The sequence below is a fragment of the Pantoea sp. ANP04 genome (assembly GCF_041982285.1).
GTDB lineage: Bacteria > Pseudomonadota > Gammaproteobacteria > Enterobacterales > Enterobacteriaceae > Pantoea > Pantoea eucalypti.
The window spans coordinates 171,914-193,076 of the sequence record NZ_JAUTYS010000009.1; the positions used below are offsets into that span (position 1 = coordinate 171,914).

General features: G+C 56.8%; 18 protein-coding genes and 1 other annotated feature. Of the genes, 12 read left to right on the top strand and 6 right to left on the bottom strand.

Annotated elements, in window-relative coordinates; genetic code table 11:
- The first annotated feature begins 1 nt into the window (after position 1).
- The 6 genes from Q7C21_RS13925 to htpG all read left to right on the top strand — a co-directional run bounded on the left by Q7C21_RS13925 (position 2) and on the right by htpG (position 6,291).
- Positions 2 to 391 carry a DUF454 family protein gene (locus tag Q7C21_RS13925; protein ID WP_003850431.1) on the top strand — a complete coding sequence of 130 codons (390 nt, stop codon included), beginning with the start codon at positions 2 to 4 and terminating at the stop codon, positions 389 to 391.
- Between the two features lie 144 nt (positions 392 to 535).
- Positions 536 to 1,087 carry an adenine phosphoribosyltransferase gene (gene apt, locus Q7C21_RS13930; RefSeq protein WP_008924915.1) on the top strand — a complete coding sequence of 184 codons (552 nt, stop codon included), beginning with the start codon at positions 536 to 538 and terminating at the stop codon, positions 1,085 to 1,087.
- 157 nt (positions 1,088 to 1,244) lie between these two features.
- The gene (gene dnaX, locus Q7C21_RS13935) at positions 1,245 to 3,323 is read left to right on the top strand and encodes a DNA polymerase III subunit gamma/tau (RefSeq protein ID WP_375150795.1); all 2,079 of its coding nucleotides are present in this window, start codon (positions 1,245 to 1,247) and stop codon (positions 3,321 to 3,323) included.
- Positions 2,665 to 2,726 (top strand) — a sequence feature (DnaX frameshifting element). (Overlaps the previous gene by 62 nt.)
- A 55-nt stretch (positions 3,324 to 3,378) precedes the next feature.
- Positions 3,379 to 3,711, top strand: coding sequence for a YbaB/EbfC family nucleoid-associated protein (locus Q7C21_RS13940; RefSeq protein ID WP_003850423.1), 333 nt, complete (start codon positions 3,379 to 3,381; stop codon positions 3,709 to 3,711).
- Entirely contained in the window at positions 3,711 to 4,316 is a 606-nt protein-coding gene (gene recR, locus Q7C21_RS13945; RefSeq protein ID WP_003850420.1) for a recombination mediator RecR, read from the top strand. The genes Q7C21_RS13940 and recR overlap by 1 nt, the downstream gene beginning before the upstream one ends.
- A gap of 100 nt (positions 4,317 to 4,416) precedes the next feature.
- Positions 4,417 to 6,291 (top strand): molecular chaperone HtpG, encoded by a 1,875-nt coding sequence (gene htpG / locus Q7C21_RS13950; RefSeq protein ID WP_003850418.1) that lies wholly within the window; start codon positions 4,417 to 4,419, stop codon positions 6,289 to 6,291.
- 33 nt (positions 6,292 to 6,324) lie between these two features.
- Here htpG and Q7C21_RS13955 read toward each other — a convergent pair whose 3' ends face one another.
- Positions 6,325 to 7,194 carry a LysR substrate-binding domain-containing protein gene (locus Q7C21_RS13955; RefSeq protein ID WP_003850416.1) on the bottom strand — a complete coding sequence of 290 codons (870 nt, stop codon included), beginning with the start codon at positions 7,192 to 7,194 and terminating at the stop codon, positions 6,325 to 6,327.
- A 188-nt stretch (positions 7,195 to 7,382) separates the two neighbouring features.
- Here Q7C21_RS13955 and Q7C21_RS13960 point away from each other — a divergent pair, with 188 nt between their 5' ends.
- The 4 genes from Q7C21_RS13960 (at position 7,383) to Q7C21_RS13975 (ending at position 11,450) form a co-directional block, all read left to right on the top strand.
- A complete protein-coding gene (locus Q7C21_RS13960; protein ID WP_003850414.1) occupies positions 7,383 to 8,267 on the top strand; it encodes a DUF6024 family protein in 885 nt (294 codons plus the stop codon).
- A gap of 105 nt (positions 8,268 to 8,372) precedes the next feature.
- Positions 8,373 to 9,017 (top strand): adenylate kinase, encoded by a 645-nt coding sequence (adk, locus tag Q7C21_RS13965; protein WP_003850412.1) that lies wholly within the window; start codon positions 8,373 to 8,375, stop codon positions 9,015 to 9,017.
- Positions 9,018 to 9,130: 113 nt separating this feature from the next.
- Positions 9,131 to 10,090 (top strand): ferrochelatase, encoded by a 960-nt coding sequence (gene hemH, locus Q7C21_RS13970; RefSeq protein WP_003850410.1) that lies wholly within the window; start codon positions 9,131 to 9,133, stop codon positions 10,088 to 10,090.
- Positions 10,091 to 10,148: 58 nt separating this feature from the next.
- A complete protein-coding gene (locus Q7C21_RS13975; protein ID WP_375150796.1) occupies positions 10,149 to 11,450 on the top strand; it encodes an inosine/guanosine kinase in 1,302 nt (433 codons plus the stop codon).
- Positions 11,451 to 11,673: 223 nt separating this feature from the next.
- Here the strand turns inward: Q7C21_RS13975 and ybaL are convergent, their stop codons facing one another.
- Entirely contained in the window at positions 11,674 to 13,368 is a 1,695-nt protein-coding gene (gene ybaL / locus Q7C21_RS13980; RefSeq protein ID WP_110411604.1) for a YbaL family putative K(+) efflux transporter, read from the bottom strand.
- Between the two features lie 586 nt (positions 13,369 to 13,954).
- Between ybaL and ushA the strand changes: the two genes are divergently transcribed.
- Entirely contained in the window at positions 13,955 to 15,691 is a 1,737-nt protein-coding gene (gene ushA / locus Q7C21_RS13985) for a bifunctional UDP-sugar hydrolase/5'-nucleotidase UshA (RefSeq protein ID WP_375150803.1), read from the top strand.
- 34 nt (positions 15,692 to 15,725) lie between these two features.
- Here the strand turns inward: ushA and Q7C21_RS13990 are convergent, their stop codons facing one another.
- A complete protein-coding gene (locus Q7C21_RS13990) occupies positions 15,726 to 16,157 on the bottom strand; it encodes a multidrug/biocide efflux PACE transporter (RefSeq protein WP_375150797.1) in 432 nt (143 codons plus the stop codon).
- 89 nt (positions 16,158 to 16,246) lie between these two features.
- Between Q7C21_RS13990 and Q7C21_RS13995 the strand changes: the two genes are divergently transcribed.
- A complete protein-coding gene (locus Q7C21_RS13995) occupies positions 16,247 to 17,116 on the top strand; it encodes a LysR family transcriptional regulator (protein WP_033742998.1) in 870 nt (289 codons plus the stop codon).
- Here Q7C21_RS13995 and ybaK read toward each other — a convergent pair.
- The 3 genes from ybaK to copA form a co-directional block, all read right to left on the bottom strand.
- Positions 17,113 to 17,592, bottom strand: coding sequence for a Cys-tRNA(Pro)/Cys-tRNA(Cys) deacylase YbaK (ybaK, locus tag Q7C21_RS14000; RefSeq protein ID WP_003849421.1), 480 nt, complete (start codon positions 17,590 to 17,592; stop codon positions 17,113 to 17,115). The genes Q7C21_RS13995 and ybaK overlap by 4 nt on opposite strands.
- Before the next feature lie 172 nt (positions 17,593 to 17,764).
- Complete coding sequence (locus Q7C21_RS14005; protein WP_375150798.1) at positions 17,765 to 18,568, bottom strand: TraB/GumN family protein; 804 nt, start codon at positions 18,566 to 18,568, stop codon at positions 17,765 to 17,767.
- A 70-nt stretch (positions 18,569 to 18,638) separates the two neighbouring features.
- Positions 18,639 to 21,152 carry a copper-exporting P-type ATPase CopA gene (gene copA, locus Q7C21_RS14010; protein WP_375150799.1) on the bottom strand — a complete coding sequence of 838 codons (2,514 nt, stop codon included), beginning with the start codon at positions 21,150 to 21,152 and terminating at the stop codon, positions 18,639 to 18,641.
- Positions 21,153 to 21,163: the final 11 nt, after the last annotated feature.

Genomic DNA, 21,163 nt, shown 5'->3' on the forward strand with positions numbered 1-21,163 from the left:
CATGCAACGCATTCTGTTATTAACCCTCGGCTGGCTGGCGATTGTGCTGGGGACGCTGGGCATTGTATTACCTTTATTACCTACCACGCCATTCATGCTGCTTGCGGCCTGGTGTTTTGCGCGGTCATCGCCGCGCTTCCATCACTGGCTGCTGTGGAAATCGCCATTTGGCCGCTATTTGCGTCACTGGCAACAGCATCGCGCAATGCCGCCGGGCGCCAAAGTCCGTGCTATCTGCCTGATAGTCGCAACATTTAGTCTTTCGCTTTTCCTGGTGCATCAGCTCTGGGTACGCATCATGCTGCTGATCATGCTGGCGGCGCTGCTGCTGTTTATGTGGCGTATTCCGGTGGTGGCAGAAGCAGCGGACGCACCCAAGTCGCCGCGATAAAGTTGCATTTAGCCGGTCATTTGCTTAGATTTGGGCGTCTTCGTGCGTGGCTTCCCTTTGTGAATTGACTTCCGCTGAGCCTTTTACCAGGTATTAGCGCTTTTGAAGCTGCGCGAAACAGAATTTTTTACCAGGCGTATCATTATGACCGACACTGCGCAGCAGCTTGAATTCATTAAAAACAGCATTAAAAGTATTCCCGATTATCCTAAGCCAGGCATCCTGTTCCGCGATGTCACCAGCCTGCTGGAAGATCCCAAAGCCTATGCCGCGTCGATTGCGCTGCTGGTTGAGCGTTACCGTAATAAAGGCATCACTAAAGTGGTGGGTACGGAAGCGCGCGGTTTCCTGTTTGGTGCCCCGGTGGCATTAGGCCTCGGCGTCGGTTTTGTTCCGGTGCGTAAGCCCGGCAAACTGCCGCGTGAGGTTTACAGTGAAGCTTATGAGCTGGAATATGGCACCGATCAGCTGGAATTGCACAAAGATGCCATCCAGCCGGGCGATCTGGTGCTGGTGGTTGATGACCTGCTGGCGACCGGTGGGACCATTGAAGCGACCGTTAAACTGATCCGTCGTGCAGGCGGTGAAGTGAAAGACGCGGCTTTCATTATTAACCTGTTCGATCTGACCGGTGAATCGCGTCTCAATGCCCTGGGCGTTGAGAGTTACAGCCTGGTCAAATTCCCCGGCCACTAAGCCACTCTTTCGGCCTTGCCACCCGGCGAGGCCGTCACGCCTCTGGCGTCAAGATAACGAGTGCCAGCCAAAAGCGTAGCTGATAGACTACTGCAATCTTATACAGGGGTTGCAGAGCGTCTGCGCTCATCTTTCCATCCAACTTCGTCGAATCCACATGAGCTATCAGGTACTTGCGCGAAAATGGCGTCCCCAGGCTTTTGCTGATGTTGTCGGTCAGGAACATGTTCTGACGGCGCTGGCGAATGGATTGTCTCTGGGACGCATCCATCATGCTTATCTCTTCTCCGGCACCCGCGGCGTGGGGAAAACCACCATTGCGCGTCTGCTGGCCAAAGGCCTTAACTGCGAAACCGGTATCACCGCCACGCCCTGTGGTCAGTGTGATAACTGCCGTGAAATTGAGCAGGGCCGCTTTGTCGATCTGATCGAGATTGACGCCGCATCGCGTACCAAGGTTGAAGACACCCGCGATCTGCTCGACAACGTGCAGTACGCCCCGGCCCGTGGACGCTTCAAAGTCTATCTGATTGATGAAGTGCATATGCTGTCGCGTCACAGCTTCAATGCGCTGTTAAAGACGCTGGAAGAGCCGCCTTCACACGTTAAGTTTCTGCTGGCGACTACCGATCCGCAGAAACTGCCGGTGACGATTCTTTCGCGTTGCCTGCAGTTCCATCTCAAAGCGCTGGATGTTGATCAAATCCGCCAGCAGCTCGAGCATGTGCTGAAGCAGGAACAGATTGAGAGCGAAACCCGGGCGCTTCAGCTGCTGGCGCGCGCCGCCGATGGCAGTATGCGCGATGCGCTGAGCCTCACCGATCAGGCGATTGCCATGGGGCAGGGCGCGGTGACCAGCAGCACGGTCAGCGTCATGCTCGGCACGCTGGATGATGAACAGCCGCTTGGGCTACTGGAAGCGCTGGTGGACGGTGACGGTCAGCAGGTCATGACACTGCTGAGCCAGGCGGCTTCACGCGGTGTGGAATGGGAGGCGTTGCTGGTGGAGATGCTGCGCCTGCTGCACCAGATTGCAATGGTGCAACTGCTGCCGGCTTCGCTCAGCGATGATGACGAGAGCAACGCTCTGCGACTGCGCGAACTGGCTCGCGTGGTGCCACCCGCCGATCTGCAACTCTATTATCAGACGCTGTTGATGGGCCGCAAAGATCTGCCGATTGCGCCCGATCGCCGCATGGGCGTGGAGATGACGCTGCTGCGCGCACTGGCGTTCCACCCCAAAGCGGCGGTGGCAGAACCGATTGCCCGTCCCGCGCTAACCCAGCAGATGGCACCTGTCGCGCCGGCGCAGACGGCACCGGCACCTTCCGGGCCTTCGCCTTCAGCACGACACACGGCAGCACAGCCCGCCACAGCGTCACCTGCTCAGACAGCGTCACCTGTGGCGCAGCAGCCTCAGCAGCCGATGCCTGCGCCGCAACAGCACGTTGCCGCTCAGCCGCAGATGGCCGCGCCCGATGCGGCTCCGCAACCCGCGCCGCCGCCGGATGCGGCACCTGAAGCGCCACTTTCAAGCTCCACCAGCCAGCTCCTCCAGGCGCGCACGCAGTTGTTGCGTCAGGGAGCGAACAAACCAAAAAAGAGTGAGCCGGCGGCGCCAGGTGCGCGGCCGGCCAACTCGGCACTGGAGCGGCTGGCTTCGGTTACCGAGCGCAGTCAGCAGCGTATCCGCGATCGCGAGCCTGCCGCGCCGGTAAAAGAGGAAGCGTACCGCTGGAAAGCCGTTAATCAGCAGGTTGAAGTGGCAGAGCCGGTCGCGACGCCGAAGGCCTTGCGTTCTGCGCTGGAGCATGAGAAAACCCCTGAGCTGGCGGCGCGACTGGCGGAAGAAGCGCAACAGCGCGATCCCTGGGCCGCAGAGATTGCGACCCTGCCGCTGCCAAAACTGGTGCAGCAGCTGGCATTAAATGCCTGGAAAGAGACCACCGAAAACGGGGTCTGCCTGCATTTACGCAGCAGTCAGCGTCACCTGAATTCACCGTCGGCGCAGCAGGTGTTATGCGATGCGCTGAGTGAGCGTGCCGGGCAGAAAGTTGAACTCTCGGTCGTTGAAGACGATAATTCATCGGTGTTGACGCCACTGGAGTGGCGTCAGGCCATTTACGAAGAGAAACTGGCGCAGGCGCGTCAGTCGATCACCTGTGATACCCACATCCAGACGCTGCAGCGATTTTTCGATGCTGATCTGGATGAGGAGAGTATCCGACCTGTTTGAACACGCTGCTGCTATCGTAACGATAGCGTTGTAGCCTTAGCTGAGAGAGAAAACTATGTTTGGTGGTAAAGGCGGATTGGGCAACCTGATGAAACAGGCCCAGCAGATGCAGGACAAAATGGCCAAGGTTCAGGAAGAGATCGCCGCGATTGAAGTGACCGGCGAATCGGGTGCTGGCCTGGTAAAAGTGACCATTAACGGCGCGCACAACTGCCGTCGCGTGGAAGTCGATCCCAGCCTGCTGGAAGATGACAAAGATATGCTGGAAGATCTGATCGCTGCGGCGTTCAACGATGCGGCACGTCGCATTGATGAAACCCAGAAAGAGAAGATGGCGTCTGTCTCTTCGGGTATGCAGCTGCCACCAGGCTTTAAGATGCCGTTCTGATGCAAACCAGTCCACTGCTTGAATCATTGATGGAGTCGCTGCGCTGTCTGCCCGGCGTTGGGCCGAAATCGGCACAGCGCATGGCTTTTCAGCTGCTGCAGCGCGATCGCAGCGGTGGTATGCGCCTGGCGCAGGCGCTGACCCGGGCGATGTCGGAGATTGGTCACTGTGCTGATTGCCGGACATTCACCGAGCAGGAAATTTGCACCATCTGCGCCAATCCACGGCGTCAGCAGAATGGTCAAATCTGCGTAGTGGAAAGCCCGGCAGATATTCACGCCATTGAGCAGACCGGCCAGTTTGGCGGCCGCTACTTTGTGCTGATGGGACATCTGTCGCCGCTCGACGGCATTGGTCCGGCAGATATCGGCCTGGATCGTCTGGAACAGCGACTGGAGAGTGAAACGCTGCAGGAAGTGATCCTCGCGACCAATCCGACGGTGGAAGGCGAGGCGACCGCAAACTACATTGCGGAACTCTGTGGTCAGTATGGCGTTGACGCCAGCCGTATCGCGCACGGTGTGCCGGTGGGCGGAGAGCTGGAGATGGTCGATGGCACCACGCTGTCCCACTCGCTGGCAGGTCGACAGAAGTTTAAATTTTAATCACTTGCCGGTGTTGTGAAAGACACCGGCTTGAAAACCCCCGCGTCATCCCCACATCAACCTCAACAACGTTTGTTCAACCTGTTTTGTTGAGGTAGCAATGACCATGAAAGGACAAGAGACCCGTGGCTTTCAGTCGGAAGTAAAACAACTTCTGCACCTGATGATCCATTCTCTCTATTCAAACAAAGAGATTTTCCTGCGTGAGCTGATTTCCAATGCCTCGGATGCGGCAGACAAACTGCGTTTCCGCGCGTTGTCAGATTCCAGCCTGTATGAAGGTGACGGCGAGCTGCGCGTTCGTCTCTCTGTTGATAAGGACAACCGTACCCTCACGCTCAGCGACAATGGTATCGGTATGCGTCGCGATGAGGTCATTGAGAACCTCGGCACTATCGCCAAATCGGGCACCAAATCCTTCCTGGAATCCCTCGGCTCCGACCAGGCTAAAGACAGCCAACTGATCGGTCAGTTCGGTGTGGGCTTCTACTCTGCCTTTATCGTGGCAGATAAAGTCACCGTTCGTACCCGCGCTGCGGGCGCATCTGCCGATGAAGGTGTGTTCTGGGAATCTGCGGGCGAGGGCGAATATACCCTGGCTGAGATCGAGAAAGCCGATCGTGGTACTGAGATCACGCTGCATCTGCGCGAAGGCGAAGATGAGTTCCTGGACGCATGGCGCGTTCGCAGCATCATCAGTAAATATTCCGATCACATCGCGCTGCCGGTTGAGATCGAGAGCAAAGATGAAGAGGGCGAGGGAACTCACTGGGAGAAGATCAACAAAGCCCAGGCGCTGTGGACCCGCAACAAAGCTGAGATCAGCGACGACGAGTACAACGAGTTCTACAAACATATCGCCCATGACTACAGCGACCCGGTCGCCTGGAGCCACAATCGGGTGGAAGGTAAGCAGGAGTACACCAGCCTGCTCTACATTCCGGCGCGTGCGCCATTTGATATGTGGAACCGCGATCAGAAACATGGCCTGAAACTCTATGTGCAGCGCGTCTTTATCATGGACGATGCTGAGCAGTTTATGCCGAACTACCTGCGCTTTGTGCGTGGTCTGATTGACTCCAGTGATCTGCCGCTCAACGTCTCCCGCGAGATCCTGCAGGATAGCCGCGTGACCCAGAGCCTGCGTGCTGCGCTGACGAAGCGTACTCTGCAGATGCTGGAAAGACTGGCGAAAGATGACAACGAGAAATACCAGACCTTCTGGAATGAGTTCGGCCTGGTGCTGAAAGAGGGTCCGGCGGAAGATAACGCCAACCAGGAAACGATTGCGAAACTGCTGCGCTTCGCCACCACCCAGAGCGAAGGTTCAGCACAGACCATTTCACTGGAAGATTACGTCAGCCGCATGGTGGAAGGTCAGGAGAAGATTTACTACATCACTGCTGACAGCTATGCCGCTGCGAAGAGCAGCCCGCACCTGGAGCTGTTCCGCAAAAAAGGCATCGAGGTGCTGCTGCTCTCTGACCGCATCGACGAATGGATGATGAGCTACCTCACTGAGTTCGACGGTAAGACCTTCCAGTCGGTCAGCAAAGCGGATGAGTCGCTGAGCAAGCTGGCGGATGAAGAGACCGAAGAGCAGAAAGAAGCGGAAAAAGCGCTGGAGCCATTTGTTGAGCGTGTGAAAAATCTGCTGGGCGAACGCGTGAAAGAGGTGCGTCTGACCCATCGTCTGACCGACACGCCAGCGATTGTGACTACCGATGCCAACGAGATGACCACGCAGATGGCGAAGCTGTTTGCGGCGGCCGGACAGGAAGTGCCGGAAGTGAAGTACCTGTTTGAAATCAACCCGGATCATCCGCTGGTGAAACGTGTTGCGGATACGCAGGATGAAACACGCTTCGGTGAGTGGATTGAGCTGCTGCTGGATCAGGCGTTGCTGGCAGAGCGCGGTACGCTGGACGATCCAAACCAGTTTATCCGTCGCATGAACCAGCTGCTGACGGCATAACGGCTAAAGGCCGGTGATTATCACCGGCTTTTTTTATGGCTGTGCGGCCTCCTGCAGCCAGTCACGAAACACACGGATCTCTGTATCCTGACGACGGCTCTGCTTCGTCATCATCCAGGTCGCACGCTCCACGGGAACAAAGCCCAGCGGGGCGATCAGCGTGCCATCTTCCAGCTCTTTGCGAACCAGCAAACGCGGTGCCATCAGAACACCCAGACCACTTCGTGCGGCCTGAATGCCCAGCGACAGCGTCTCAAAATGTTTACCGCTATTAAAGCGACCCCTGACTCCGGTCTGGACCGCCCACTCTGACCAGGCGTGCCGTCGGGTATCTGCATGGAGCAGAGGCAGTGCTACCAGATCCTCTCCGACCCGCAGTTGCGTGGCAAAATGCGGTGCGCAAAGCGGTCCAATCTCATCCTCGCTGACCAGCGTGGCGTCTAAATCGGGTTCAGGTGGATCGCCATGGCTGAGGATCAGTACATCCACATGTTCGCTGCGCAGTTGCGCGATCTCAGCGAGCGGCAGAAAGTGAACTTCAATCTCCGGATAGCGTTGGTAAAAGCTGGCGATTCGGGGGATCAGCCATTGTGACAAAAAGCTGGGAGCACAGGAGACGCGGATTTGCTGAAGCAGGCCGGTGCGAATAGTCTCGCAGCTGCTGCGTAACTCACTGAATGCCTGCTGACAGCTCAGAAGCAGCCGGTCGCCGTGTGCGGTCAGTTTCACGCGGCCATGACTACGGACAAACAGCGGCTTACCCATCCAGCTCTCCAGCTGGCGAATCTGATGGCTGATGGCGCTGTGGGTCACATGCAGATGTTCAGCCGCCACACTAAAGCTGCTGTGTAAGGCTGCCTGGTGAAAATAGTGCAGCGCTCTGAGTGGTGGCAGTCCGTTCATCCCTATCTCCTGTGCAGAAACCTAACAGGGATTGTTAATTTATATCATTTTAAAGTCCAGCCGCATTGACCTACTCTGTAAAGCAAATTCTGGCGGGTTGACTCAGCCTTATATCTGTGTTTTTTTCAGCGATATTCCGCCTCGCTTAACCTGCGCTCACGCCGCACACTCCATGAAGCGAGACAACCATGGCTCACAGCCCTTTATCCTCTGAAACGTCAGCAGAGGCGCGCCATCGGTTACGCCTGGCGCTCTCACGCTTTTACCGGCTGGAGCAATTCGATCTCTTCTTCGCGCCCTCACTGCATGTAGCGCAGGTCCTGCTTTCTCAGCTTTTTCTGCGTCAGGAGCAGGCACGTAATCAGCAGCGCTACGCCTCGCGTTATCCGATCACCGAACTTAGTAACCTGCCAGCGGTTCCGCTGATAGCAGGCAGCATTATGCTGGTTCCTCATATCGAATTGCCGAATGGCCGCGTGCGTCCCTTACAGGATTGCCAGAATCAGGGCGTGACTGAGGCGAGCGAGAGCTTCGCCAGCGTGCTGCATCAAAGACTGATCGATGAATCCCATTTGTTTGTTACCCGGCTGGATCGCCACGCTGAGATCTGCAGCGATCTGGTGCTCGTAGCGTTGCGGACCCATGACTTCAGTACGCTGGTGCGCAGCGAACTGCGGCTATTTGAACAGGGACTGACTCTTAACGCCACGTACGAGGCGCTGCGCCGCTTCGACGATCCGCTGTGGCGCCCCTACAATGCTGCCACCGTCGATGCGCTTTCCCTGTCATCCCCGCTGCCGCTGAACTCCTGTCATCAGCCTGGTTTGCCGTTCGCCAGCTTTAATGTTCCGGCCTCGCTGATCTCTGCGCTGTCAGATGCGGACGATGTGGTGAAATGGCCGCAGCTGGCGAGGCTGCAGCTGAATGCTAACGTGCGGGGCAGCGGCAAAAAAAGCGTGAATATGACGCATCATCTGAGTCGGCGACTGCAATTTCTGCTCAGCGCAGGTGGTAAATCTGAAAAAGCGTCAGTCAGGCCGGGCGGGTCGGGGTCAGGGCCAGAAAGCCGCTAAAGTCACCCTGCGCGATCCGCGCCCTTCCTTGTGATGAGCGGGTCATAATGGTATGTTCTTCCGCTTCTAAGATAGATCAATGCGATTCGCAAGGGGATTTACGCAATGCGTATTATTCTGCTCGGAGCTCCGGGCGCAGGTAAGGGGACTCAGGCCCAATTCATCATGGAGAAGTACGGTATTCCGCAAATCTCCACCGGCGACATGTTGCGTGCAGCAGTAAAAGCAGGCAGCGAGCTGGGCAACCAGGCGAAAGCCATTATGGATGCTGGCAAACTGGTGACCGATGAGCTGGTGATTGCGCTGGTCAAAGAGCGTATCACTCAGGAAGACTGCAAAAACGGTTTCCTGCTGGACGGTTTCCCGCGCACCATTCCTCAGGCAGATGCAATGAAAGAGGCCGGGATCAAGGTTGATCACGTGCTGGAGTTTGCCGTACCGGACGAACTGATTGTTGAACGCATCGTGGGCCGTCGTGTTCACACCCCATCTGGCCGCGTTTATCACGTCACCTTTAATCCACCGAAAGTGGAAGGCAAAGATGATCTGACCGGCGAAGAGCTGACCACGCGTAAAGACGATCAGGAAGAGACCGTGCGTAAGCGCCTGGTGGAATACCATCAGATGACCGCGCCACTGATTGCTTACTACAGCAAAGAAGCGGAAGCGGGCAACACCGCCTATCACAAAATCGACGGGACCCGTAAGGTGACCGAAGTGAGTGCTGAGCTGGCTAAGATCCTCGGCTAAGCTCAACGGGGCCGGTATTACTGGCCCCTTTTGCAGTAATCGATTTTACCTCCCACTAATTCCGCTACAATTTCCCCGTTTTCACGCATCCCCGCTGTCATCAAGGAACTCCAATGAGGCAAGATAAGCCCGGCGTGTTATTGGTAAATTTAGGTACGCCAGACGCCCCAACCACACCTGCAGTTAAACGCTATCTGAAACAATTTTTAGGCGATCCGCGCGTGGTTGATGCGCCGCGCTGGCTCTGGTGGCCGGTTCTCAATGCTGTCATTCTGCCGTTTCGCTCGCCACGCGTCTCTAAACTCTACGCATCGGTCTGGATGGAAGGGGGATCACCGCTACTGGTATACAGCATGCGTCAGCGCGATGCCCTGGCGGCCCGTGTTGATATGCCCGTCGAGCTGGGCATGAGCTATGGTAACCCGAGCCTGAAAAGTGCAGTCGATAAGCTGATGGCGCAGGGCGTGACCCGCCTGATTGTGCTGCCACTCTACCCGCAATTCTCCTGCTCCACTGTGGCCTCAGTGTGGGATGGTCTGACCGCCGTATTCAAAGATTACCGTTCGCTGCCTGACGTGCAGTTTATTCGCGACTATGCCGAGCATCCGGCCTATATCGCCGCGCTGAAAGCGACGGTGGAGCGCTCATTTGAGCGGCACGGTCAGCCCGATCTGCTGGTGTTATCGTTCCACGGCATTCCGCAGCGTTTTGCCAACGAAGGCGATGACTACCCGCAGCGCTGTGCGGATACCACTGCGGCCCTGGTTAAAGCGCTGGGTCTGCGTGACGGTCAGTACATGATGACCTTCCAGTCACGTTTTGGTCGTGAACCCTGGCTGATGCCTTACACCGACAAAACCATGGAAAGCCTGCCCGCCAAAGGGATCAGGCATGTTCAGGTGATGAGTCCGGGCTTCTCCTCTGACTGTCTGGAGACGCTTGAGGAGATCAGTGGCGAAAACGGCGAGATCTTCATGCATGCCGGTGGTGAGAAGTTTGAGTATATCCCTGCGCTGAACGCCGATGAGGCGCATATCGACATGATGGCGCAACTGGTCGACGCACGCCGTTAAAGCGCAGGCGGAGAGTGTGATATCATTCTCCGCCTGTTTTTCCAGACGGCACCTCCCGATGAAATTTCCCGGCAAACGCAAATCCAAACACTACTTTCCCGTCAGCGCACGCGATCCCCTGTTACAGCCCGCACAACACGACGTTGATGCCGGCAGCTGGGTGGTGGGTATCGACCAGACGCTGGTGGATATCGAAGCCAAAGTCGATGACGCTTTTCTTGAGCGTTACGGCCTGAGTGCCGGGCACTCGCTGGTCATCGATAATGCCGTCGCGGAAGCGCTCTATAACGAGCTGATGCGCGAAGCGCTGATCACCCATCAGTTTGCCGGTGGCACCATCGGTAACACGCTGCATAACTTCTCGGTACTGGCTGATGACCGCTCGGTGCTGCTGGGTGTTATGTGCAATAACATCCAGATTGGCGGCTACGCCTATCGTTATCTCTGCAACACCTCAAGCCGGGTCGATCTTAACTATCTGCAGGGCGTCGATGGCGCTATTGGCCGCTGCTTTACGCTGATTGGTGAACATGGCGAGCGAACGTTTGCTATCAGCCCAGGCCAGATGAACCAGTTGCAGCCGGATAACGTGCTGGAAGAGGTGATTGCCGGTGCCTCTGCACTGGTACTGACCTCTTACCTGGTGCGCTGCGCCGAAGGTGAGCCGATGCCGCAGGCGACGTTACGGGCGATTGAGTATGCCAAACGTCACAACGTGCCGGTGGTGCTGACGCTGGGCACCAAACATGTGATTGGCGACAATCCTGAGTTCTGGCGGGACTTCCTGCGTGATCATGTCAGCATCGTGGCCATGAATGAAGAGGAAGCGCTGGCGCTGACCGGCGAAGCCGATCCACTGCTCGCTTCCAATATGGCGCTGGATTGGGTGGATCTGGTGCTCTGCACCGCCGGCCCGATTGGGCTTTACATGGCGGGCTACACCGAAGACGAGTTCAAACGTAAAACCAATCATCCGCTGTTGCCGGGTGCGATTGCTGAGTTCAACCAGTACGAGTTTAGCCGCGTAATGCGCCAGCAGGATTGCCAGCAGCCGCTGCGTGTTTTCTCGCACATCGCGCCTTACATGGGTGGACCGGAAAAGATCATGAACACCAACGGTGCCGGTGATGGGGCGCTGGCGGCGTTACTGCATGACATCACCGCCAATAACTATCACAGCCTGAATGTGCCTAACTCCAGCAAACATGCGCGTCCGTATCTGACCTATTCGTCGCTGGCGCAGGTGTGTAAGTATGCCAACCGTGTCAGCTATCAGGTGCTGAATCAGCATTCGCCGCGTTTAACCCGCGGCCTGCCGGAGCGGGAAGACAGTCTGGAAGAGTCTTACTGGGATCGGTAAAGCGGGTCGCCACAGGGCGGCAGACAGTTTGCAAACTTAAATGAGGGTGAATCTGACAGCAATTGATTAATTCAACGTGCAGGGAACAGGGTCAGAAGAGGAAAGCGTCCCGCGCCAGGACGGCGCGGGCCGAGCATGTCATGGATGACGGCTTTTGCGTCTTTCCGCTCTGAACCTGTTCCCTGTGCCGTCTCGGTATCACAGCTATACGGGCCAGACTTAATCAGCGCACTACGTCGCAGGCCTGTAAATCCTCGCCCTGCGTCATCTCATCCTGAAGGATTTGCAGCATACTGCTGGCAATCTCACGCTCACCCATCACCACGCGAGTGGCGCCACGTTCCATGATGTACTCCACTTCATCGTCATAGTGAGCGCGGGCGATAATCTCGATATTCTGATGTTTTTCACGCGCGGCGGTGACCACTTCTCCCGCCTCATATCCATTCGGGATGGTCAGCAACAGCCAGCGGGCGCAGTCGAGTCGGGCCAGTTCCATGGTGTCCGCGCGAGCCGCATTTCCCAGCACGGCTTTGATGCCTTGCTCGCGCAGTGCTTCAACACGCGTGCGGGAATTCTCAACCACCACCAGCGGAACATTGGCTTCAAGCAGCTTCTGGCCAATCAGGCTGCCAACACGACCATAACCCACAATCACGGCGTGATTGCAGAAATCGACCGGGATCTGCTTCTCTTCTTCAATTGCTTCTTCCAGCGTCTGCTCTTCCATTGTCTCCGTTTTCGCCAGGAAACGCTCAAGCAGGGTAAACAGAATCGGGTTCAGCATAATCGACAGGATGGCGGCGGCCAGCACCAGATTGCGGCCCTCATCATTCAGCAGCCCAAGTGAGATACCCAGGCCGGCCAGAATAAAGGCGAACTCACCAATCTGCGCCAGGCTGACCGAAATGGTCAGAGCCGTACGACGCGAATGGCCAAGCAGCGACACCAGCAGCCAGGCAGCGACTGACTTACCCACCACAATAATGACCAGCGCGCCCAGCACCGCCAGCGGCTGCGTGATCAGAATCGACGGGTCAAACAGCATGCCGACCGACACAAAGAACAGTACGGCAAACGCATCGCGCAACGGCAGGGTATCGCGCGCAGCGCGGTGGCTCAGTTCCGACTCGTTCAGCACCATACCGGCGAAGAAAGCGCCCAGCGCAAACGACACATCAAAGAATTCAACCGCACCAAAGGCGATGCCCAGTGCCAGTGCTAACACCGCCAGTGTAAACAGCTCGCGTGAGCCAGTGGCGGCGCTGCGGGCGAGAATCCAGGGCACAGCACGGCGTCCCACCACCATCATCAGCACCATAAAGGCGGCGACTTTGCCAATCGTCCACAGCAGGTCCCAGACCAGCAGTCCGGCGCTGGCGTTACCCTGTTCCATCATGCCGGCAATCGCAGGCAGCAGCACCAGCGTCAGTACCATCACCAGATCTTCAACGATCAACCAGCCAATCGCTATCTGTCCACGCTGGCTGTCGATCAGCTGTCGCTCCTCTAACGCGCGCAGTAACACCACGGTACTGGCGGTAGAGAGGCACAGACCAAACACCAGGCCCGTCATCCATGACCATCCCATCGTCCACGATAATCCCATTCCCAGTAACGTCGCGACCGCAATCTGTGCGATGGCACCGGGAATGGCGATCGACTTTACCGACATCAGATCTTTCATCGAGAAGTGCAGGCCGACACCAAACATCAGCAGGATAACGCCGAGTTCTGCCAGTTCAGGGGCCAGATTCGTATCTGCAACAAAGCCGGGAGTAAAGGGACCGGCCAGCACGCCAGCTATCAGGTAGCCGACCAGGGGAGAAATTCGCAGGCGATTTGCCAGCATCCCAAGGAGAAATGCCAGAACCAGTGCTCCGACAATGGTAGTGATCAGCGGTGTGGTGTGATGCATGCCTGTCTCCTTGTATACAAATGTGTCCGCTTGTAACAAATGAGTTTAAAACAAAATCTATTCTTTCGCTGAGCAATTTGCGGGAATACCTTAAAAAACCACGAAAAAAAGTCAAATGTACAGTTGAGTGGGTGTTTTTATTCATTATCCGCAATATTCACTGATTTGACGCTTCAGACCAGGGGATGAGAAATAAATATCAGATGCAGTAAATGATGCCGTTCTGGCGTGAAAAAGAGATAAATGTGTGTGCAGAGCAGTTAAATTCTGTCAGCGGCACTTTTTACAGCAGTCAGCAGGGAGGTCAGCAATAGCGTTTACTGCCTGTATCTGCACTCTCCACCAATAACCGGACAGGGTCACTGGTAAAGCGCGTTATCGCACTAACGCCGCTTTGCAGGGCTGTCCTGCTCATCAAAGGCGGATCAGAAATAAAAGATCAGGGCGTGTCAGGCAGATGAATGTGCATTGGCCTTGAGTTCGCCGGGGGAATGTGCGACACAGTGGGGCAAAGCGGCAGAAAGTCGGGCCAGACGATAAATTAAGGAGAGTCTCAGTGTTGTTATCTAAATGGACAGGGGTGGGCATGGCACTGCTGGTGGCCGTGATGCCGCTGTTTTCACAGGCCGCCCAGGCCGATCGCACCTATCGTTTCAGTCTGCTGCACACCAACGATGAGCACGGTCATTTCTGGTTTAATGAACAGGGTGAGTATGGCCTGGCCGCGCAGAAAACCCTGATGGATACTATGCGCTACGATGTTCAGTCCCGCGGCGGCGGCGCATTGATCCTCTCTGCCGGTGATGTGAACACGGGCGTGCCGGAGTCCGATGAGCTGGACGCTGAACCCGATTTCCGCGCGATGAATCTCATTGGCTATGATGCGATGGCGCTGGGCAACCATGAATTCGACAAGCCGATCGCGGTCCTGCGTAAGCAGGAACAGTGGGCGAGATTCCCGCTACTGGCCGCCAACGTGTATCAAAAAAGCACCGGTCAGCGCCTGTTCAAACCCTGGGCGGTATTCAACCGTCTCGGATTAAAGATCGCGGTGGTCGGGCTTATCACCCCGGACACGGCGAAACTGGCTAATCCGGCCGGACTGACAGATACCGAGTTCCGCGATCCGGTCGCTGAAACGGTGAAAGCGGTGGCTGAATTGCGCGCTACCGAGAAGCCGGACGTGATTGTCGCGCTGACCCATCTGGGCCACTATGACGACGGTAAACACGGCAGCAACGGCATAGGTGATGTCACGCTGGCGCGCAGCCTGCCTGCCGGAACGATCGACCTGATTGTCGGCGGTCATTCGCATGATGCGGTCTGCATGGAAAAAGAGAACGTCAGCGTAAAAAATTATCAGCCAGGCCAGCCGTGTGAGCCGGATAAGCAAAATGGCATCTGGATTATGCAGGCCGACAAGTGGGGCAAATATGTCGGCCGCGGTGACTTCACCTTCCGTAATGGTCAGGTGACGCTGGAGGCTTATCAGCTGGTGCCGGTTAACCTCAAACATAAGATAAAGAATGCAGATGGCAGCGAAACCTGGCTGACCTGGCAGGAAGAGATCCCGAAAAACACCGCCATGATGAAGTTGCTGATGCCGTTCCAGAAACGTGCAGAGGCGAAGTTAATCGTGAATGTTGGCAGCGCTGACGGCAATTTCAGTGGTGAAAAAGAGCAGGTTCGCTTTGAGCAGACGAATCTGGGCCAGCTGATTCTGCGCGCCCAGATGGCGTTCACCAAAGCCGATTTTGCGGTGATGAGCGGTGGCGGTATTCGTACCTCACTGAAAGCAGGCAAGCTGAACTGGCGTGACCTGTTGCAGGTTCAGCCATTTGGCAATCAGGTGGTTTCGGTCACCCTGACCGGTGCGGAGATCAAAAAATATCTGGATGTCGTTGCTAATATTCAGCCTGATTCAGGCGGCTACGCGCAGTTTGCCGGCATCAGCCTGACCACCGACGGTAAGCAGGTCAGCAACGTCAGCATTAACGGTAAACCGCTGCAGGACACGCAGATTTATCGCATGGCGACCAACAGCTTCAATGCAGCAGGTGGCGACGGTTACCCGCGTCTGGATAATCACCCCGGGTATGCCAACAGTGGAGCCGTTGATGCGCAGGTGCTGCGCGACTTCATTAAGGCGCATTCGCCAGTGAAAGCCAGCGACTATCAGCCGAAAGGGCAGATCGTGCACCTGACCGATGAGCAGATTCGGGCACGGGATGAAGCAGCGGAAAAAGCGCGGAAGCGTAACTATCCAAAAATGATTCTGGCGTGGATCTGGCCGTGGGGGAATGAAACAGCCCGTACGCATTGAGCTTAACGGGAGGCGCTTGCGCCTCCCTTTTTTCTTACGCCTGGCAGGAGTGACGTCTAATCCAGCGCTCGCGCAGTTTGTCCCATACCCAGTTGTAGGCCATGGTGTAGGGCAGGAAGAAGAGGAAAAAGGCCACTTCTACCAGCAATGCCTGACCCAGGGAGATATCCAGCATCCAGGCGGCAATCGGCAGACCAATCAGGATAAATCCGCCTTCAAATCCCACTGCATGTAACACACGCACGCCGGGTCCGCGTTTCTGGCCGGGCGCATAAAGCCTGTCAAATCCGCTGTTATAAATCATGTTCCATAGCATCGCGACCGTTGAGAGCATAATCGCCAGCGATCCCATCTGAAACAGCGGCTTATTCATCACCCATGCCGCCAGCGGCGAAACGGTCAGAATCGCCAGCGTTTCAAAGCAGACAGCATGAAGAATACGTTCTTTAATTGAGCGGGTACGCATTGTTAATTCTCCTTGAATAATGCGGCGCATTTTCACACGTCAGAATGCTAAGATAAAATGAACACCTATCGAAAAAAGCGATGGTTCAGATGCGTTACTCCCCGGAATCCCTTGAGGCTTTTATGCAGACCGTGGCGAGCGGTTCTTTCTCTGCGGCGGCGCGCGCGCTGGGTAAAAGTCAGTCCACCATCAGCGCAGCAGTGGCAAATTTAGAAGATGATCTCGGTTTCGTGCTGTTTGATCGCGCCGGTCGTCAACCCATCCTGACCGAGCAGGGACGCCGTGTTATTCCTCAGGTTCAGCAAATCCTCGCCGCCAGTGAGCGGCTGGATGCGCTGGCGATACGTCTGTCGCAGGGCGTTGAGCCCCGGCTGAGTTTTGCTATGTCCGATTTCTGGCAAACCGATCACCACGAGCATCTGCTCAGGCAATTTGATGCCCGTTATCCGGAGATTGAACTGGAGGTCATGATTGCCGAGGATGGCGATGTGCTGGATCTGCTGCAGGCCGGGCGGGTCCATCTGGGTGTGGTGCGGGCACAGCCTAATCTGCCGGTGGATATTGCGGTAGCACGACTGCAGGTTGAAGCGCAGATGGCCGTCTTTTTACATCGCGATCATCCGCTGGCGCAGCTTAGTACCGTCAGCGAAAGTGAGCTGGAAGGCGTTCGTCACCTGCGGCTAAACACCTGGGTTGAGGCCTCTGAACCCGCGCCGATGGGACGAATCTGGTCGGCACCCACGTACTTACTGCTGTTAGAGATGGCGGAGCAGGGATTTGGCTGGACTGTTTTGCCGCGCTGGCTGGTGAAGCAGTTTGGACATGACGTCCTGAAAGAGCTGTCGATGCCGGGCTGGCCGCAGCATATCGCCATTGAGGTGGTGTGGTCGCGACGCACGCCACCTGGCCCGGCGGGCCGCTGGATGATCGATCAGCTTTGCGCCCAGCCACGGGTTTAATCGTGGCGGGCGATATCCGCAAACGGGGCGTCCAGCAGCCGCGAAAGATCCTGTGGTGCCAGTTCGATATCCAGTCCACGCTTACCGCCTGAAATAAACATGGCGTCAAACGCGCGGGCAGAATGGTCAATCACCGTAGGCAGCCGTTTTTTCTGCCCCAGTGGACTGATACCGCCCACCAGATAACCGGTAACCCGCTGCGCCAGCTGGGGATCGGCCATATCTGCTTTCTTCGCGCCCAGCGCTTTTGCCACCTTCTTGAGATCCAGCTGTGTCGAAACTGGCGTAATCGCCACCGCCAGCTGTTTCGCCTCGCCATTCAGCGCCACCAGCAGCGTTTTATACACCTGCCGCGCATCCAGATTGAGTTTGCGCACGGCTTCATCACCAAAATGCGTTTCGTGACTGTCATGCTCATAGGGGTGCAGGACGAAGCTGACTTTTTGTTTTTCCAGCAATTTTACGGCGGGCGTCATACGGGCTCCTTACTAAGAAAAATCTTATTGCGCAGATCCATTGAAAAAGGTGGCGAAATTTTGTTCTTTGCGTAAAATTGGCCTCGCGCCCGCAATCTGATTGCTGGCGATAACCAAAATCATAAACAAATTCCTCTTTGACGGGCCGATAACATTATCGGCTCTCTTTTTTTCAGGGCTTCTTCAGCATATCAGGCAGATTAGCTTCGCCGTACAGATGCAGCGCGCCGACCGCGACCACATAGTTTCCTGCCGCGAGCCCTCGCATGCTGTCACACCATTGCGCATTGCGCTGACCGATCAACGTATCATTCAGCGCCTGACTAAACGTGGCGGGCAGGGTAATTTCCGGCTGGCGTGGCGGCGTATCGAGCCACCAGCTCACCATCATCTGCAGCAGTCGCGCATTGGTATGCCAGTGCAGCAGTGTGTCCTGTAACAGCGCCATACCGTCATCCGGCAGTGCGGTCAGCAGGGCGATCTGTGCATCTGCGCCTTCCAGTTCAATCACCGGCTTGTTCAGATCTTTTGCTGCCTGCAGCAACTGATAATCGATGCCGTAGTCAGGTCGCAATCCCAGTCTTTGCGCCTGCTGTGCCTGTAACATCAGCGCCACCTGCCAGGCGGGCAGGTTATCCAGCAGGCTCAGGTTGAGACTCATCTCCTGACACAGTGCGGTGAGCGTTTGCATCGTACTGCTCTCCAGCCGTGTCGTGAGTGCTGGACGATCGCCCCGGTGATCAAAGGGTGATCCACCCTGCGTAATATCCGCTTCCACTATGAGCGCATCCGCCTGCTGCAACAGATGCAGCAGGCGCGGCGGCAACGGTTGCATGTCGCGCGTTCCCATATGGATGCTGCCCACCAGATGCAACTGACGATCGCCAAGCCGGACATCCATCGCAGGCCAGCGGTAACTGGCGGGAAAAAGTTGGCTGATAAAGCCGCGCAGTGAGCGCCAGATGTTGCCTGTCATTCCCAATCCTTGCGGTTCAAAACGCCATGCTAGCGACTTCAGAGAACGAAAAACAGCGCTGAAAAGGCGATTACTGGCGCGGCGGTTGGTAACGCAGCAGGCGGTTTGCATTGCTGACCACCGTTATAGAGGAGAGCGCCATCGCTGCACCCGCCACAATCGGGCTAAGCAGAGTACCGGTCAGCGGATAGAGCACACCCGCAGCCACCGGAATACCGATGCTGTTATAGATAAATGCGCCAAACAGGTTCTGCCGGATATTGCGCAGTGTCGCAGAAGCGAGCGCTAACGCATCCGCCACGCTGTTCAGGTCGGCACGCATTAATGTAATGCCTGCCGTTTCCACGGCGACATCGCTGCCGCCGCCCATGGCAATGCCCACTTCGGCCTGCGCTAGCGCAGGCGCGTCATTGATACCATCACCGACCATCGCAACGCGGCGGCCCTGCTGCTGTAAGGCTTCAATGGCAGCCGCTTTGCCATCCGGCAACACGCCAGCAATGACTTCATCAATACCGGCTTCGGCTGCAATGGCGCGCGCGGTATTTTCATGGTCACCGGTCAGCATAATCAGGCGATAACCCTGCTGATGCAGCCGCTTCAGGGCGGCGCCACTTTCTGGCCGAAGCTGATCGCGGAGCGCAATCAAACCGGTTAGCTGGCCCTGTTCCGCCAGTAACACCGGCGTTGCCCCCTGTTGTGTCAGGCGCGCAATCTCTGCTTCTGCCACCTGATAATCAATGCCGCTGTCGTGTAACAGTGCAGCATTACCCAGCAGCAGCGTTCTGCCATCCAGAATACCGCTGACCCCTTTACCGCGTATTGTACGAAATTGCGCTAACTGAGGCGGTTGCGTCAGTTTCGCTTCAGCGACAATCGCTTTCGCCAGCGGATGACCCGAGGAAAACTCCAGCGCGGCCGCAGTCGCTAACACGGATTCACGGCTGGCATCACCCCAGACCAGCACCTCGCTGACCTGCGGCTTACCGGCGGTGAGAGTACCGGTTTTATCAAACACCAGCGTGTCGATTTGGCTGGCGCGCTGCAGGGCATCGGCGTCGCGGACCAGCACGCCCAGTTCAGCGGCACGTCCAACACCGGCAATAATTGACATCGGTGTCGCCAGTCCCAGCGCACAGGGGCAGGCAATAATCAGGACGGTAGTCGCGATTACCAGCATGTAAGCGATGTGTGGCTGTGGCCCGAACAGATACCACACTGCGCCGCTGAGCATTGCAATCAGCACCACGACCGGAACAAAAACAGCAGAGATACGATCGGCCAGACGCCCCACATCCGGTTTGCTGCTCTGTGCCTGACGTACCAGCCGGATAATGCGCGACAGGGTGGTGTGATTCCCGGTGGCCCGTGCGGTAAATTCAACCGAGCCGTCCTGCACCAGCGTGCCGGCGAAGATCGCCGCACCCGGATTTTTGCTTTGCGGCACCGCTTCGCCGGTAAGCATCGCTTCATCAAACCAGGCTTCACCCGTGACGATTTCACCATCGACCGGAACCCGATCGCCGGTGACCAGGCGCAGCGTCATGCCAGGCTGGACGTCGCTTACCGGGATCAGCCGGTCACCCTGTTGATCGACCAGCCGCGCCTGGGCCGGCGTCAGATCAAGCAGGCGTTCCAGCGCCTTAGACGATCGCTGACGCGCCCGCTGCTCCAGCGCATGCCCCAGATTGATCAGTCCCAGAATCATGACGCTGGCTTCAAAATAGAGATGGCGTGCCTGCGGCGGGAAAAAGTCGGGCCACAGCACCACGCTAAAGGAGTAGACCCAGGCGGCGCCTGTGCCGAGTGCCACCAGCGTATCCATGGTGGCGCTGCCATTGCGTAAACTGCGCCAGGCACTGCGATAAAAGTGGCTGCCGGTCACGACCATGATCAGCAGGGTTACGACGCCCAGCGCCAGCCAGGTGGTGTGGTTGCTGTCGGTGAGCATCATGTTGTTGCCCACCATGCCCCAGATCATCAGTGGCACGCCAAACGCCAGGGCAACAGCAGCCTGCCAGCTGAAACGCCGCATGGCACGGCGAGCGCTGTGCTGCTGTTTTTCACGTCGCTCCTGCTCGTCATCAACGACCTGTGCGCCGTAACCTGCGGCATCGACGGCAGCCACAAGCTGGTGCGGGTCAGCATTACCCAGCACCAGCGCGCTGCGTTCACCGAGATTGACCCGTGCCTGGCTGACACCGGTAACCTGCTGCAGCGCTTTTTCAACACGACTGACGCAACTGGCACAGGTCATGCCTTCAATCAGCAGCATATGGGCAGGCAACGCTTTTTCTGCCGGATGAGAAGCGGTCTCCGTTGTCAGCGCCTCCGGCGGCGGCTCCGATGCTGTCAACGGTTCAGACTTTGGGGAGGCGTCTGCTGTTTTCAGCGTGGCGTGATAACCCGCCTGTTCCACAGTAGCAATCAGCGCGGCCGCATCCGCCTGACCAGAAACCTGCGCTTCCTGTTGAGTGACCTCAGCCAAATCAACATCGTCGCGTTGTTCCAGTGCCTCTTTGACGCGTTTGACACAGTGACCGCAGGATAAGCCGTCGAGTGCCAGGGAAATAGTGTGTGACATAATCAACTCCT

Bases quoted from the DNA above. Each gene is read 5' to 3' on its own strand.
- ybaK (WP_003849421.1), bottom strand. From the start codon at position 17,592: ATGACGCCCGCCGTAAAATTGCTGGAAAAACAAAAAGTCAGCTTCGTC.
- recR (WP_003850420.1), top strand. From the start codon at position 3,711: ATGCAAACCAGTCCACTGCTTGAATCATTGATGGAGTCGCTGCGCTGT.
- apt (WP_008924915.1), top strand. From the start codon at position 536: ATGACCGACACTGCGCAGCAGCTTGAATTCATTAAAAACAGCATTAAA.
- Q7C21_RS13990 (WP_375150797.1), bottom strand. From the start codon at position 16,157: ATGCGTACCCGCTCAATTAAAGAACGTATTCTTCATGCTGTCTGCTTT.
- htpG (WP_003850418.1), top strand. From the start codon at position 4,417: ATGACCATGAAAGGACAAGAGACCCGTGGCTTTCAGTCGGAAGTAAAA.
- Q7C21_RS13975 (WP_375150796.1), top strand. From the start codon at position 10,149: ATGAAATTTCCCGGCAAACGCAAATCCAAACACTACTTTCCCGTCAGC.
- Q7C21_RS13960 (WP_003850414.1), top strand. From the start codon at position 7,383: ATGGCTCACAGCCCTTTATCCTCTGAAACGTCAGCAGAGGCGCGCCAT.
- hemH (WP_003850410.1), top strand. From the start codon at position 9,131: ATGAGGCAAGATAAGCCCGGCGTGTTATTGGTAAATTTAGGTACGCCA.
- dnaX (WP_375150795.1), top strand. From the start codon at position 1,245: ATGAGCTATCAGGTACTTGCGCGAAAATGGCGTCCCCAGGCTTTTGCT.
- Q7C21_RS14005 (WP_375150798.1), bottom strand. From the start codon at position 18,568: ATGACAGGCAACATCTGGCGCTCACTGCGCGGCTTTATCAGCCAACTT.
- copA (WP_375150799.1), bottom strand. From the start codon at position 21,152: ATGTCACACACTATTTCCCTGGCACTCGACGGCTTATCCTGCGGTCAC.
- ybaL (WP_110411604.1), bottom strand. From the start codon at position 13,368: ATGCATCACACCACACCGCTGATCACTACCATTGTCGGAGCACTGGTT.
- ushA (WP_375150803.1), top strand. From the start codon at position 13,955: ATGGCACTGCTGGTGGCCGTGATGCCGCTGTTTTCACAGGCCGCCCAG.
- Q7C21_RS13940 (WP_003850423.1), top strand. From the start codon at position 3,379: ATGTTTGGTGGTAAAGGCGGATTGGGCAACCTGATGAAACAGGCCCAG.
- Q7C21_RS13995 (WP_033742998.1), top strand. From the start codon at position 16,247: ATGCGTTACTCCCCGGAATCCCTTGAGGCTTTTATGCAGACCGTGGCG.
- Q7C21_RS13955 (WP_003850416.1), bottom strand. From the start codon at position 7,194: ATGAACGGACTGCCACCACTCAGAGCGCTGCACTATTTTCACCAGGCA.
- Q7C21_RS13925 (WP_003850431.1), top strand. From the start codon at position 2: ATGCAACGCATTCTGTTATTAACCCTCGGCTGGCTGGCGATTGTGCTG.
- adk (WP_003850412.1), top strand. From the start codon at position 8,373: ATGCGTATTATTCTGCTCGGAGCTCCGGGCGCAGGTAAGGGGACTCAG.